The following is a 14316-nucleotide window of genomic DNA, read 5'->3' as shown; positions in this document are numbered from 1 at the left end:
CCCCGCCGGACGTGCCGCGATGTGCCGTCGTCCGTCCGCGGCACCGTCGCGGCCGATCGCGCAGTTCCCCGCGCCCCTCAAGGGCGCTGCCGAACTGCCGGCTCAGCCCGGGAGGGGCCACGTGCACGGCCCCTCCGGATCGTCCAGCCAAGCCCACTGCCGCTGGCCGTCGACCGTGATGCCGTAGCGCTCGCGCAGGGGTTCTTCCTCGCGCTCCCAGAGGGTGAGGGCTTCCTGCGGGGCGAGGGTGCCGCGGGTAAGGGCGAGCAGGAACCGGAACCCCTCGTGCTCCCTGACCCGGCGCGGAATCCCGGCGAGGTCGTCCTGATCCCGCTCGGGGCGGCCCGCGCCGCGCAGCGGGACGAAGTAGGCGGGCGTGTGCAGGAAGCGCCCCTCCGCATGACCGGCGTCCCGCACGGTCAGGGCGATCAGGCCGGTGGCGAACGGCGCCAGGATGCGGGCGCCCGGGGTGCACTGGGCGAGCCAGGCGCGCGGCACCGAGCTCAGCGCGCAGGTCACGATGATCCGGTCGTAGGGGGCGCGTTCGGGCACCCCGCGCGCGCCGTCGCCGCTGACGACGGCCGGATGGTGTCCGGCGGCGGCCAGGTGCCGCCGGGCGGACTCGGTGATCTCCGGCTCCAGGTCGACGGTGGTGACCAGGCCGTCGTCGCCGAGCCGGTGGGCCAGCAGGGCCGCGTTGTAGCCGGTGCCGGCGCCGATCTCCAGGACCCGGTTGCCGTCCTCGACCCGCAGCTCGGCCAGCATCATCGCCATCAGCGACGGCTGGCTGCTGGAGGAGAGCAGCTCACCGTCGCGCAGCCGGGTGGCCAGCGGGGCGTCCGCGTAGGCGCCGCGCACCCATGTCTCCCGAGCCCGCGGATCGGGGCTCTCGCCCCAGCGCCGCTCGTAGCCGCCGACGACGGCGACGTAGTAGTACGGCACGAAGAGATGGCGCGGGACCGCCTCGAACGCCTCCCGCCACACCGGGTCGTCCGCCCAGGCCCCCGACGCCTCGATCTCCCGCACGAGCCCGGCCCGCGCCGAGGCCGCGAGGCCGCCGAGGTCCTTGTCGCTCTCGTCGAGAGCATGCGCGCCCATACGTCCACTGTCCTGCGGCCCGGCGCACGAGGCGAGCACCGGAACGCCCCGATCCGGATTTCGTCCCTTCCGCGGGGGACCCAGGGCCTGGGTTTCGGATCAGGTGAGCCCGCGACGCCGAGCTGATCCGGAAGACGGGCCCTAAGCCTCAAGTCCTCGGTCCCCCGGTCTGAGAGCATGGACGGGTGAATGAGATTCGGCGCGGCACGGTGCAGGAGCAGACCTTCTACGAGCAGGTCGGCGGGGAGGAGACCTTCCGCCGCCTGGTCCACCGCTTCTACGAGGGCGTGGCCGAGGACCCGGTCCTGCGGCCCATGTACCCCGAGGAGGACCTCGGCCCGGCCGAGGAGCGCCTGACCCTGTTCCTGATCCAGTACTGGGGCGGCCCGACGACGTACAGCGACAACCGCGGCCACCCCCGGCTGCGGATGCGCCACGTCCCCTTCACCGTGAACCGCGAGGCGCACGACGCCTGGCTGCGGCACATGCGCGACGCGGTCGACGAGCTGGGCCTGTCCGAGGAGCACGAGCAGCAGCTGTGGAAGTACCTGACGTACGCCGCCGCGTCGATGATCAACACCCCTGACTGAGACGCACCACGTGACGAACGGATTCCGGTCGCGGTGCGCCGGAATCCGGTCACGATCCGGTCAAGCCCGCCGTACAAGCGCTTACCCGTGAGCCGTCCCCTCTGACAGCATCGCCCGGAGGTCTGGACAACCACGGGGGGTTGGGTGTGACGGCGTTCGGTGCGGTGGCACGGTTCGTCCTGCTGCGGGCCCGCGCGCACCGCCTCCTGCTCACCGCCGCGCTGCTCACCGTCCTGCTGACCACGGCCGTCCTCACCACGCTCACCGCCTACTCGGGCGCGATCGGCGACGCGGCCCTGCGCCACTCGCTGCGCTCCACCCAGAACGCCGCCGACGCCGCCCTCATCGTCAAGGCCGACGTGCCGGCCGAGGGCCGCGCCGCTGCGGGCAGCGCCGTACGGCAGGGGGCCCGGCGGACGTTCGACGGGCTGCCGGTGACGGTGCGGAGCCTGCTGCGCTCGGGCCCGTACGCCCTTCCGCGCGCGCTGCAGCCGCCCGCCGAGCGGTCAGGGGAGCCGGATCTGACCTATCTCGCGGCGCTGGACCCGACGCAGGTGCGCATCGTGGAGGGACGCGCACCCCGGGACGGCACCCGCGTCGAGGCCGCCCTGCCGCAGTCGGCCGCCCGGCGGCTCGGGCTGAGGCCCGGCTCCCGGCTCACCCTCACCGACCGGCTCGACGGCCCGAAGGTGCGCGTCACGCTCACCGGCCTGTACCGGCCCGTCGACCCGGACGCGCCCTACTGGCGGCTGGACGACCTGGGCGGCCGGGGCGTGAAGACGATCGGCTTCACGACGTACGGCCCGCTGCTCTCCGCCCCCGGAGTCCTCGGCGACGGCCGGGTGAGCACCGGCCCCTCCGCGTGGCTGGCGACGGCCGACTACTCGTCCCTGACGACCGGGCGGATCGGCGAGCTGCGCGACGCGGCCCGCGCGGGCGGCGCGGCCCTGCGCAAGCAGCCCGCGCTCAGGGGTACCACGGTCGCGGACACCGCCCTGCCCGACGTCCTCGGGCGGATCGAGCGCTCGCTGCTGGTCTCCCGCTCCACCCTGCTGATCGTCGCCCTGCAGCTGGCGCTGCTGGCCGGCTGTGCGCTGCTGCTGGTGGCACGGCTGCTGAGCGCCGAACGGGCGGGCGAGGTACGGCTGTTGCGGGCGCGCGGCGCCTCCCGGGCCCGGGTCGGGGCGCTCGCCGCCCTGGAGGCGCTGTTCCTCGCGGTGCCCGCGTTGGTCTGCGCGCCCCTGCTGTCGGGGCCGCTGACCCGGCTGCTGGCCGGGCACGGGGCGCTGGCCCGGATCGGGCTGCGCCTGGACGTGCCGGCCGCGGGGCGGCCCGGGGTGTGGCTGGTGGCCGGGTGCGTGGCACTGGGCTGTGCGCTGGCGGTGACGCTGCCCGCGCTCACCGTGGAGGGGTTCGGGCCGGTGCGGGCCCGCTCCCTGCCCGCCCCGGTGCGCGCGGGCGCGGACCTGGGCCTGCTGGCGGTGGCCGCGGTCGCGTACTGGCAGCTCGGCCGGCAGACCTCCGGCGCGGTGACCGGCGACACCTCGGGCACCCTCGGCATCGACCCGCTGCTGGTCGCCGCGCCCGCCCTCGCGCTGCTCGCCGGCACGGCGGTGACCCTCAGGCTGCTGCCCCTGGTGGCGCGGCTCGCCGAGCGCCGGGCGGCCGGCGGGCGCGGGCTGACCGCGGCGCTGGCGGGCTGGCAGCTGAGCCGCCGCCCGATGCGCGGCGCGGGCCCGGTGCTGCTGCTGGTGCTCGCGGTCGCGCTCGGCATGCTCGCCATCGGGCAGGGCGCCTCCTGGAACCGCTCGCAGGACGACCAGGCGGACTTCGCGGCGGGCGCGCCGGTGCGCGTCCTCGCCGAGGGGGTGGGCGGGCTCGGGCGCACGGAGCGGTACGCGGCGGTCCCCCACGTACGGCAGGCGGCCCCGGTCCTGCGGACCGAACTCCCGCTGTCCGGCAGCCGTACGGCCACGCTGCTGGCCGTGGACACCGCGCACGCCGCGGACACGGTGCTGATGCGCCGGGACCTGGCGTCGCAGCCTGTGGGGCCGCTGCTCAGGGCGCTCGGCCCGAAGGGCACGGCGGCCGGGGCGAAGGTGCCCGCGCACACCGCCCGGCTGCGGCTGACGGCGGCCCTGGACAGCTCGGCGGGCGCGGGCACGACGGCGGACGTGACGCTCACGCTGGAGGACGCGTACGGGACGCCGTACGACGTGCCGGCCGGTCAGCTGCCCGCCGACGGGCGGGCCCACGCGCTGGACGTGCCCGTGTCCGGCGGGCCGCTGACCCTCACCGCCGTGCAGCTGGTGATGGCGCAGCCGGTCAGGCATCCCGAGCAACACCGGCTCCGCGTCTCCGGGTTGACCGCGACGGGCGCGGACGGCACCGCGCGGAACATCGCCCTGCCGGGCGGCTGGAAGGGGACCGTGGCCGGTGACGGGCAGGTCGCGTCGCCGGACAAGGCGGCCAACCCGGCGGCGCACGGCACGAGTTCGTCGGGTCCGCCGGCCTTCTCCTACGGCACCGGGTACGTGCCGGCCGACCAGGCCTGGGCGAGCCCGTCGCTGACGGTGCGGATGCAGGTCCGGCAGCCGGCTCCGCCCGGGATCACGGCGGTGGCGACCGACCGGTTCCTCACGTCGGCGGGGGCGCGCACCGGCCAGCGGCTGGACGTGACCGTCGGCGGGGAGAGCGTGCCGGTGCGGATCGTGGGCGCCGTACGGGAGTTGCCGACGACCGGCGACTCGACCGGCGGTGGCCTGCTGGTCGACCTGCGAGCGGTGAACCGCGTGCTGGAGGCCCGGCACGGGGAGAGCGTCACGCCCACGGAGTGGTGGCTGCGGACCGATCCCGGCGAGTCCGCCGGTGTCGCCGCCGCCCTGCGGGCGCTGCCCGACCTCGATCCGTCGCAGGTCCTGGTGCGGGACGAGACGGCCGCGCAGCTGCGGGACGACCCGTTCGGCGCGGGCCCCGAGGCGGCGTTCGCGGCGGCGGCCGGGGTCGCGGCCGCGCTGGCCGCGGTCGGCTTCGCGGTGAGCGCGGCGGGCTCCCTGCGCGAGCGGGGCGCGGAACTGGCGGTGCTGCGCGCCCTGGGCGCCCCGCGCCGCCGGCTGGCCCGCATGATCGCCGTCGAGCAGGGCGTCCTGGTGGCGCTCGCGCTGGTGGTGGGCGCGGCGCTGGGCACGGTGCTCGCCCGGGCGGTGATCCCGCTGATCGTGCTGACCGCGCAGGCCACCCGGCCGGTGCCGGAGGTGCGGGTCGAACTCCCCCTTCCGGACGTGGCCGTACTGCTGGCGGCGGTGGCCCTGGCGCCGCTGCTCGTGACCGCGGTGCCGGCGCTGCGCCGGGGCGACCCCGCGGTGTCGCTGCGGGAGCAGGGGGAGTGAGGCGATGAGGGGAGTGAGAGGGCTGAGCGGGACGAACCCGGTGCGGGCTCCGTGGATCCGGACGCGGCTGCGCGCCGCGCCCGGTGCCGCCTGCGCACTGGCGGTGCTCGTGGCGCTGACCGCCTGTCTCGCGGCCGCGTTCCCGCGGGCCGTCGACCGGTACGAGGACGCCGGCCTGCGCCGGGCCGTGGAGCGGGCGCGGCCCGCGAGCACCAGCCTGGACGTGTCGGCCGAGCAGCCCGGCCTGCTCATGACCCGGGAGCAGCGCGAGGAGGCGCTGCGGCCGGGCACGCTCGGCCCGCAGTACGCGCAGGTCCTCGCCGCCGTCCCGCGCTCGCTCGCCGTCGATCGCGGCCAGTCGACGTACGGGGTGCGCACGGCCGACTCGCTGCCGGCCCCGGAGCGCTGGCTGCCGTGGCTCAGCGCGCTGCCGCCGCAGTTCACCCTCGCGGCGCAGCAGGGGCTGGCGCGGCACGCGACGCTCCGCTCAGGACGCCTGCCGCGCGCCGGCGACCGGGTCACCGCCGAGACGGCCGAGGTGGAGGCCGCCGTGACCGTGGCGACCGCCGAAAGCCTGCATCTCAAGGTCGGTTCGGTCGTCCATGTGCCCGGCGTGGAACGCCCCCCGCTCGCCGTCCGGGTCACCGGCGTCGTCGCCCCGCGCGATCCCGGCGGCGCCTACTGGTCCACCGTGCCCCTCCTGCGCAGCCCGAGCGTGGTCGTGGCACCGGGCCCCGACCGCGACAAGTACTGGCGCGCCACCCTGCTGCTCGCCCCCGAGGCCGCCCCGGCGCTGCTGGGCACGCCCGGAAACCTGTGGCGCTACTGGCAGTTGGCGCCCTCGTCCACCGTGCTCCAGGCCCATCAGGCGGACCGCCTGAGGTCGGCGATCGCCTCCCTGGAAGCGGGCCCGGCCCTGGACAGGATCCGTACGGCGACCGATCCGTCCACCACGGTGAGCACCGGACTCGACGACGTGGTGGCCGTGTTCACCGAACTCCGCGGCGGCGTCCGCCCGCTGGTCGCCGTCGCCGCCTTCGGCACCGCGGCCGTGGCCGCCGTCGTCCTGCTGCTGGCGGGCGGCCTCGCCGCCGACCGCCGCCGCACCGAACTCGCGCTGCTGCGCGCACGCGGTGCGTCCCTGCGGGGCCTGACGGGCCGTCTGTTCGCCGAGACGGCGGTGGTGGCGCTGCCCGCGGGAGCGCTGGGCCTGGGCGCGGCCCTGCTCGCGCTCCCGAGCGAGCGCGCCGGTTACGCGATCGCGGCCGCGGTGACGGCCACGGCGGTCGCCTGCGCGGCCCTGCCCCTGCGCGCCGCGGCCGCCCACCGGGTGGTGCGGCTGCACGCCGCCCGCGGAGACCTGGCCACGGTACGGCCCTCCCGGCGCCGTACGGTCGCGGAGCTCACCCTGGTCGTGGTGGCCCTGGGCGCGGTGGTGACCCTGCGCCGGCAGGGCACCTCGGACGACCAACTGACGGCTCTGGCACCGGTGTTGGTGGGCGTGGCCGCGGCCCTGCTGCTGGTCCGCCTCTACCCCTTCCCGCTGCGCGGCCTGGCCCGTCCGGCCGCCCGGCTGCGCGGGGCGATCGGCCATCTGTCGCTGGCCCGCGCGGGCCGCACCTCCGCCTCCGCGGTCCTGCCGCTCCTCGCCCTGCTGACCGCCCTCACCACGGCGGCCTTCGGCGGCTCGGTCCTGGCGGGGGTGCGCGAGGCCCGTGACCAGGCGGCCCTCCTCACGGTCGGCGCCGACGCCCGCATCGAGGCGACGGGCGCGCTGCCGTCGGATCTGGCGGACCGGATCCGACGCTCACCCGGCGTGCGGGCGGTGACGCAGGTGAGCATCACGTACCAGGCCAAGCCGACCGACCTGCGGGAGTCGGTGCCGCTGGCGGGCGTGGACCCCGCGCAGTACGCCGAGTTGACGCGCGAGACCCGCATCGGCGCCTTCTCCGCCGGTGAGTTGAGGCGAGGCGGTGCCCGCGACGCGCTCCCGGCGCTGGCCTCCCCGTCGGCCGCCAGGACGTACGGCACCCGGCCCTTCCCGGTACGCCTGGAGGACGGCACGACCATCACGGTGCGCATCGCGGCCGTACGGGACCGCACGCCGGCCGTGACCGGCGACAACTTCCTGGTGGTGGACCGCGCCGGCCTGCACGGCCCGGCCTCCCGCACGACGGCGCTGCTGCTCACCGGCGGCCACCTCGACGCGCGGGCCCTGCGCGGCACCGCCCCGGCCTCCGCGGACGTACAGCTGCGCTCCGAGGAACGCGCGGGCTACGTCGACTCGCCCCTCCAGTCGGGCGCCGAACGCGTCTACACGGCGGCGGTCGCCGCGGGCGCCGGCTACGCCGTCCTGGCCCTTCTGCTCTCGCTGCTGCGCACCGCGCCCGAACGCACGGCGCTCCTCGCCCGTCTGCGCACCATGGGCCTGACCCGCCCGCAGAGCCGCCGCCTGCTCGTCCTGGAGTCCCTCCCCCAGGCGGCCCTCGCGGCGGCGGGCGGCGCCCTGACGGGCTGGGCCACGATCCGCCTGCTGTCCCCGGGCGTCGACCTGGCGACCATCGCCCTGGCCACGGCCCAATCCCCCACGCGCGAGGCCGCGTTGCACACGGACGCGCTGTCCCTGGCGGTCCCGGCGACCGCGATCGTCCTGCTGACGGTGGGGGTCTCGGCGGTCCAGGCGTGGTGGACGGGCCGCCGGGGAGCCGTGGCCGAGCTGAGGGCGGGCGATACGCGATGAGCCCCCGTACGGCCGCACCCGGCAGCCCTGCCACCGCCCCATCAGGGCCACCGCCCACGCTCCGAGCCCCAGGAGGCGCCCGATGACGGCACCGAACCCCACCCTCGCCGACCTGGCCCACCGCGCCACCGAGAGGCGTGCTCGTCCCTCCTACGGCCACGACGCGCTCATCACCTGCGACCGCCTGGTCCGCATCTTCACCACGGACGGCATCGAGGTGCAGGCCCTCCAGGGCCTCGACCTCCTGGTCCGCAAGGGCGAGCTCATGGCCCTCGTCGGCGCGTCCGGCAGCGGCAAGTCGACCCTCATGAACATCCTCGCCGGTCTGGACACCCCCACCGCGGGCGCGGCCCGGGTGGCCGGCCGCGACCTGCTCACCATGTCCGCGAAGGACCGCCTCGCCTACCGGCGCACCACCGTCGGCTTCGTCTGGCAGCAGACCTCCCGCAACCTCCTGCCCTACCTCACCGCGGCCCAGAACGTCGCCCTCCCGATGCAGCTCACCGGCCGGGGCACGGCCCTCCGCCCGCGGAGGTCACGCCGGGAGCAGACCGAACGGGCCCTGCAGCTGCTGGAGTTGCTGGAGATCCCCGACTGCCGGGACCGCCGCCCGCACCAGATGTCCGGCGGTCAGCAGCAGCGCGCGGCCATCGCCGTGGCCCTCGCCAACGACCCCGCCGTCCTGCTCGCGGACGAACCCACCGGCGAACTCGACTCCCACACCGCGGAACAGGTCTTCGCCGCGTTCCGCACCGCGAACGAGCAGCTGGGCACGACCGTCGTGATCGTCACCCACGACCAGGCGGTGGCCGGCGAGGTCCGCCGTACGGTGGCCATCCGGGACGGCCGCACCTCCACCGAGGTCCTGCGGCGCAGCGAGGTCGACGAGGTGACGGGTGCCGAGACGGTGGTGGCGCGCGAGTACGCCATGCTCGACCGCGCGGGCCGCCTCCAGCTGCCCGCCGAGTACACGGAGACCCTGGGCATGCGCGACCGGGTCGCCCTGGAACTGGAGCCCGACCACATCGCCGTATGGCCGGACGACAGCGACCACGACTGACCGCCGGCCACCCGCCGAAGGCTCAAAGGTTCAAGGGCTCAGCGGACGCTGACGTCCAGCGCCCCGAGTCCCGCCCGCCGCACGGCGACCGACCCGAAGGGCGTGCGCAGCCGCAGCCACGCCCCGGACGAGAACAGGTCCACGGGCACTCCGGCCCGCAGGAACCCCAGGGACTGCGCCGCGTGCGCGGCCCGTACCGGAAGCCGGGTGTCGCCGACGGTGCGGGACCAGATCTCCCGCCCGATCGCGTCGAGTTCGGCGCGGGTACGCCGCTCCTCCGCCAACTCCTGCGTACGGGACCGGAATTCGGCGACAGCCGCTTGCACCGTCGCCCGCAGCGCGTCCGGCGCCGGCAGCCCGGGCTCGCCACGCCAGCCGCCCCGCGGCGGCAGCACCCCGGCCCACGGCGGCCCCGTCACCGCACCCGGCACCTGCGCCGTGGCCGCCGACTCGTCGACGGACTCCAGGAGTTCACCGGCGGAGACGGTCACGTCCAGCGTGACGTCGAGGCCGTTCTCGTACGGCTTCGCGAGCCGCACCGCGCGGACGGCCAGCACCTCGAAGGAGGGCGGCCGCCCGAAGACGGCGAGCGCGGTCCCGGCGGCCTGCAGTCGCACCGCAGCCGAACGGTCGTAGTGGATCAGCCGGGAGAGGAAGGCCGCGAGATCCGCCGCCTCCCCCTCGTCGGCGAGATGGAGCACCGTCATGCCGCGACGGCCTCCTCCTTGTCGTCGTCCCGGTACTCCTCGAGGAAGTCCCGTTCCTCCGCGGTGATCCGGCGCGGGCGCTGGGTCTCGAAGTCGAACGGCACGATCACCGTCGACGCCCGTACATAGACCTCGTCGCCGTCCTTCACCTCGTAGGAGACGGTGAAGGACGCCGCCCTGATCTGCGTGACCCACAGCTCGATGTCCACCGGCGCGTGCCGGTGGACCAGCTGGCGCTTGTAGTCGATCTCGTGGCGCGCCACCACCGACCCCTGCTGGAAATCCTTGTCCGGGCGGAACAGGAAGTCGATACGGGCTTCCTCCAGGTAGCGGAGGAAGACCACGTTGTTGACGTGGCCGTACGCGTCCATGTCCGCCCAGCGCAGCGGGCAGCGGTAGATGTGCCGCAAGATCGATCAGCCCCGGGTCAGCTTCTTGTAGGTGGCACGGTGCGGACGCGCCGCGTCCGGGCCGAGCCGCTCGATCTTGTTCTTCTCGTACGACTCGAAGTTGCCCTCGAACCAGAACCACTTGGAGTCACCCTCGTAGGCGAGGATGTGGGTCGCGACCCGGTCCAGGAACCACCGGTCGTGGGAGACGACCACGGCGCAGCCGGGGAACTCCAGCAGCGCGTTCTCCAGGCTGGAGAGGGTCTCGACGTCCAGGTCGTTGGTCGGCTCGTCGAGGAGCAGCAGGTTGCCGCCCTGCTTGAGGGTGAGCGCGAGGTTGAGGCGGTTGCGCTCACCGCCGGAGAGCACACCGGCCGGCTTCTGCTGGTCGGGTCCCTTGAAGCCGAACGCGGAGACGTACGCCCGCGACGGCATCTCGACCTGGCCGACGTTGATGTAGTCGAGCTCGTCGGAGACGACCGCCCAGAGGGTCTTCTTCGGGTCGATGTTCTCGCGGCTCTGGTCGACGTACGAGATCTTGACGGTCTCGCCGACCTTGATGTCGCCGGAGTCCGGGGTCTCGAGACCCTGGATCATCTTGAAGAGGGTGGTCTTGCCGGCGCCGTTCGGGCCGATGACGCCGACGATGCCGTTGCGCGGCAGCGTGAAGCTCAGGTCGTCGATGAGGACCTTGTCGCCGAAGGCCTTGTTGAGGTTGTTGACCTCGACGACGATGCTGCCGAGCCGCGGGCCCGGCGGGATCTGGATCTCCTCGAAGTCCAGCTTCCGCATCTTCTCGGCCTCGGCGGCCATCTCCTCGTACCGCGCCAGACGGGCCTTGGACTTGGCCTGCCGCCCCTTGGCGTTGGAGCGGACCCACTCGAGCTCTTCCTTGAGCCGCTTGGCGCGCTTGGCGTCCTTCTGGCCCTCGACCTTGAGACGGGTCTGCTTGGTCTCCAGGTACGTGGAGTAGTTGCCCTCGTAGGGGTAGGCGCGACCGCGGTCGAGCTCGAGGATCCACTCGGCCACGTTGTCGAGGAAGTACCGGTCGTGGGTGATGGCCACGACGGTGCCCGCGTACTTGGCCAGGTGCTGCTCCAGCCAGTTCACGGACTCGGCGTCGAGGTGGTTGGTGGGCTCGTCGAGAAGCAGCAGGTCAGGGGCTTCGAGCAGCAGCTTGCAGAGCGCGACGCGGCGCTTCTCACCACCGGAGAGGGTGGTGACGGGCCAGTCGCCGGGCGGGCAGCCCAGCGCGTCCATGGCCTGCTCGAGCTGGGCGTCGAGGTCCCAGGCGTTGGCGTGGTCGAGGTCCTCCTGGAGCTTGCCCATCTCCTCGAGCAGCGCGTCGGAGTAGTCGGTGGCCATCAGCTCGGCGATCTCGTTGAACCGGTCGAGCTTGCCCTTGACCTCGGCGACACCCTCCTGGACGTTCTCCAGGACGGTCTTCTCCTCGTTCAGCGTGGGTTCCTGCATGAGGATGCCGACGCTGTAACCGGGCGAGATGAACGCGTCGCCGTTGGACGGCTGCTCCAGCCCCGCCATGATCTTCAGCACGGTCGACTTACCGGCACCGTTCGGACCGACGACGCCGATCTTGGCACCCGGGAGGAAGTTCAGGGTGACGTCGTCGAGAATCACCTTGTCGCCGTGCGCCTTGCGCGCCTTGCGCATGGTGTAAATGAACTCAGCCAAGAGAAACCGTCCGGCAGCTTGAAATCTGGCAGTGGGCAGATACACCCCATCTTGCCTGACCGCCACCCCTGGGGGGAAACCCGTATGGCTGAGGGTCCGTGACCTGGACGTTCGCCGACCGCCCCGGTAGCTGACCTGTCACTGGTTGTCGCTGTCGGTCGCTGCCGAGGGGCCTCGCACGGCCCAGGGACGGCCCAGGAGCTACCCGCCCGTCGCCGACATGACGCAGGTCACGCCCGGCCTCGGCCGTCACTCAAGCGGTTGGGGAGCGACCGGGAGCTGCTCGCTGTAGAGCCAGGTGAAGGTGCGGTCAGGTTCGAGGTGGGCGTCTCCCCAGTGGATGGAGTGGATGCCGTTCTCAGGGTCGGCCGTGAAGAAGAGACAGACGAGCTTCGTGGAGGCACCCAGGGCCTCGAACGTCTCGTGCAGCTCCTCGTACTCCTCGGTCGTCAGGTCGTCATCGAGGGGGAACAGCCCTTCTTGAGGCTGCGGACCGTGCCCCAGGAGCATCCGGCGGCGTGTAGGGGAAGCATTGGCAGCCAACCGAGCACGATCAAGCGGCTTCGGACGGTCGGCGTACTTGAAGGGGAAGAGCGCGTGGTCGTTGATGACGGCGTACTCGTAGCCGCGCACGTCCCGCACGGCTTCCTCCAGCTCCCGCGCCGTATCCGCCAGGTTCTCGCGCACCGCCTCGGCCAGGGTTGCGCCGTAGGGACTGCGCTTCTTCAACCGGGCCGTCAGGTGCACGGCGTGAGCTCGCGCGTGAGCCCTGGCCAGCTGCGACGGAACTGCCGCGGCAAGCCTGCCGGCATGCTGGCCGAACCGCTCCACCGCCCAATCCGAAGGCACAACCCGATCGTCACCTAGCGCAGACATGAAGCGTCCCCTCCCCCGATCACTCCGCCTCTCAACTGTTTGACACGTACACGAAGTACCCACAAGGGAGCGATCCGGCCACACGGGGCGAGACGCTCCCGCGGCGCCATACAGGACGAGGGACATCCGCCTTGTAAGGGCGGCTGTGCGAGGAAGCGAGGGTGTGCAGGTCCCCCTGGTTCGGAGAGGTCCGGCTCAGCGGTGTGGTTCGACAGCGGCGAACCGTCGTTGACCGTGGCTGACCGCCTGATGTGGCACGGCCGTGGCACGCGCCGTCTTTCCAGGGCTGTTCGACCGACGCCCATATGAGTCATGCGTCCTGGTGTCTTGACAGCCAGACCCAGACGGTCACTACTGACTCGTACGTGCGCGTACTGAGGGCTAGAGGGAGGGCATAAACGGTTTCAAGGAAACCGGCGCGCAGAGGGAGAGCCCATGGCAGGGTGGTGATACAAACCATCCATAACGAAGGTGGCTACATGGGACCATTGAAAGAGTATATCGTTGTAAACGAAAGGCTTATCGAGGGGCTTTATCGGCAATTCGCCGAAATGCAGCAAGGTCCCAGTTCGTCAGAGAATGAAGTCTCGGCATCTCTAAAGTTTCTCAGTCTAAGGCATCTCAGATCTTCTAGCGCGAAGACTTCTACCCCTCACGACCATGACGTGATCGAGGCTGTCGTTGAATCACTGAGGGAAACAGGACAGCTCCACGCGTTTCGCCCGGATCGAGCTGGAGATTTTTGGCACGGAGAGCATGCCGGGTGGTACGTACACGAGCAGATGATCGCTACGCCAGTCATCGTTCCGCTGGAGCAGCATTTCGAAGGGCTTCAGGTTCCACAAGCCGTTACGGTTTGGATAAGCGATCCGACGCCGCCCCAAAATCCCGCCGAATGGGAATATGACATCGTAGGATCCTTCATTTTTCTGGTGCAGGAGATGGGGGAACTGAAGTGGCCGATGCGCTGGTTCATGTCCGGCATCTCAGCCCTTCGAATGGTCGCCAATTTTATGGCCGGAGGCGCGGATTACCGAACCGAGGGTGAACTGCATCGCGTCATGCAAGCGACGCGAGACCAGTTTGAGATGCCAAATGGGTGGGGCGACGAGAATGATGAGCGTCATCCGATTGAGAAATTGAAGTCTGTCGGCGGAATGCCGGGACGCCCCCGGAGAATAGAAACCGTATACAGAATTGCTTACATGTCAGACGAGCAGTGTATTCCAACAGATAGTGGGGTACTCCGGGTAAATGATGTACTTGCATATCCGCTTTACATTGCCGAATGAAACCACTGCAAGGAAGGCAGAAAATTAGGTCGACGGAGCGGGTTTGGCCGGTGGCCTGCCCGGTCTGGGGTCGAGCATGATCAGGGGGCCGTACGCTGGTTGGCAACTCGGGCAGGCTTTGAGCCTGACCGCAATTAGCGCGAGTGGCCCCCTGATCTTGCTCGACGCGGGACCCTGACCGGGGAGGTGGCTAAAGCCGTGGAGCCGACCGCCCCAGCCACAGAGGGTGTCTCCCACTCCATGCCCGCAGCTCGCAAGCGCGCCGCCTTGGCGCGGCCAGCCGGGGCGAAGACAGAGGCAGGCCGCGCCGTCGAGGCGGCGCGCGCCCGCGCCGCGCGCGGGCCTTGATGAAGTAGGGAAAGTCCTATCCCGCCGGGATGAGGCGCTTGTGTCTTGTCTCGGTTGATGATTGACGCTGTGGCCTCACCTGATGCTTGACACCGCTTGCCTCGGTTTGGCTGTGCGCCTGGATTGGGCGCATGG

At 72.2% G+C, this 14316-nt stretch carries 10 protein-coding genes; 5 read left to right on the top strand and 5 right to left on the bottom strand.

The annotated features are described in order from the left end of the window. Nucleotides 1-102: 102 nt before the first annotated feature. A complete protein-coding gene (locus tag ACFU97_RS29310; RefSeq protein ID WP_384262424.1) occupies nt 103-1098 on the bottom strand; it encodes a methyltransferase domain-containing protein in 996 nt (331 codons plus the stop codon). A gap of 185 nt (nt 1099-1283) precedes the next feature. On the opposite strand from ACFU97_RS29310, the gene ACFU97_RS29305 reads away from it, so the two are divergent. The 4 genes from ACFU97_RS29305 (at nt 1284) to ACFU97_RS29290 (ending at nt 8877) form a co-directional block, all read left to right on the top strand. Beyond that, nucleotides 1284-1688: a globin gene (locus tag ACFU97_RS29305; RefSeq protein WP_384262422.1), complete on the top strand. Its 405-nt coding sequence runs from the start codon at nt 1284-1286 to the stop codon at nt 1686-1688. Nucleotides 1689-1834: 146 nt separating this feature from the next. After that, complete coding sequence (locus tag ACFU97_RS29300) at nt 1835-5077, top strand: FtsX-like permease family protein (protein WP_384262420.1); 3243 nt, start codon at nt 1835-1837, stop codon at nt 5075-5077. A 4-nt stretch (nt 5078-5081) separates the two neighbouring features. Next, complete coding sequence (locus ACFU97_RS29295) at nt 5082-7817, top strand: FtsX-like permease family protein (protein ID WP_384262417.1); 2736 nt, start codon at nt 5082-5084, stop codon at nt 7815-7817. 82 nt (nt 7818-7899) lie between these two features. Continuing rightward, nucleotides 7900-8877, top strand: coding sequence for an ABC transporter ATP-binding protein (locus ACFU97_RS29290; RefSeq protein ID WP_384262415.1), 978 nt, complete (start codon nt 7900-7902; stop codon nt 8875-8877). Between the two features lie 38 nt (nt 8878-8915). On the opposite strand, the gene ACFU97_RS29285 is transcribed toward ACFU97_RS29290, so the two are convergent. The 4 genes from ACFU97_RS29285 to ACFU97_RS29270 form a co-directional block, all read right to left on the bottom strand. Further along, a complete protein-coding gene (locus ACFU97_RS29285) occupies nt 8916-9584 on the bottom strand; it encodes a hypothetical protein (RefSeq protein WP_384262413.1) in 669 nt (222 codons plus the stop codon). Continuing rightward, nucleotides 9581-9994: an acyl-CoA thioesterase gene (locus ACFU97_RS29280; RefSeq protein ID WP_384262411.1), complete on the bottom strand. Its 414-nt coding sequence runs from the start codon at nt 9992-9994 to the stop codon at nt 9581-9583. Before ACFU97_RS29280 ends, ACFU97_RS29285 begins: the two co-directional genes overlap by 4 nt. A gap of 6 nt (nt 9995-10000) precedes the next feature. Then, a complete protein-coding gene (gene ettA, locus ACFU97_RS29275) occupies nt 10001-11665 on the bottom strand; it encodes an energy-dependent translational throttle protein EttA (protein WP_384262408.1) in 1665 nt (554 codons plus the stop codon). Between the two features lie 249 nt (nt 11666-11914). Continuing rightward, nucleotides 11915-12496, bottom strand: coding sequence for a hypothetical protein (locus ACFU97_RS29270; RefSeq protein WP_384262406.1), 582 nt, complete (start codon nt 12494-12496; stop codon nt 11915-11917). A 488-nt stretch (nt 12497-12984) separates the two neighbouring features. On the opposite strand from ACFU97_RS29270, the gene ACFU97_RS29265 reads away from it, so the two are divergent. After that, complete coding sequence (locus ACFU97_RS29265) at nt 12985-13833, top strand: hypothetical protein (RefSeq protein ID WP_384262404.1); 849 nt, start codon at nt 12985-12987, stop codon at nt 13831-13833. Nucleotides 13834-14316: the final 483 nt, after the last annotated feature.

This window comes from Streptomyces sp. NPDC057616 (assembly GCF_042800575.1).
In the GTDB taxonomy this organism is placed as follows: Bacteria; Actinomycetota; Actinomycetes; order Streptomycetales; family Streptomycetaceae; genus Streptomyces.
The sequence above is the reverse complement of the archived record's forward strand: the minus strand, read 5'-3'. Positions and strand labels throughout refer to the sequence as shown.

Excerpts from the sequence above, each read along its gene's own strand:
- ACFU97_RS29310 (WP_384262424.1), bottom strand. The coding sequence starts at position 1,098 with ATGGGCGCGCATGCTCTCGACGAGAGCGACAAGGACCTCGGCGGCCTC.
- ACFU97_RS29295 (WP_384262417.1), top strand. The coding sequence starts at position 5,082 with ATGAGGGGAGTGAGAGGGCTGAGCGGGACGAACCCGGTGCGGGCTCCG.
- ACFU97_RS29290 (WP_384262415.1), top strand. The coding sequence starts at position 7,900 with ATGACGGCACCGAACCCCACCCTCGCCGACCTGGCCCACCGCGCCACC.
- ACFU97_RS29285 (WP_384262413.1), bottom strand. The coding sequence starts at position 9,584 with ATGACGGTGCTCCATCTCGCCGACGAGGGGGAGGCGGCGGATCTCGCG.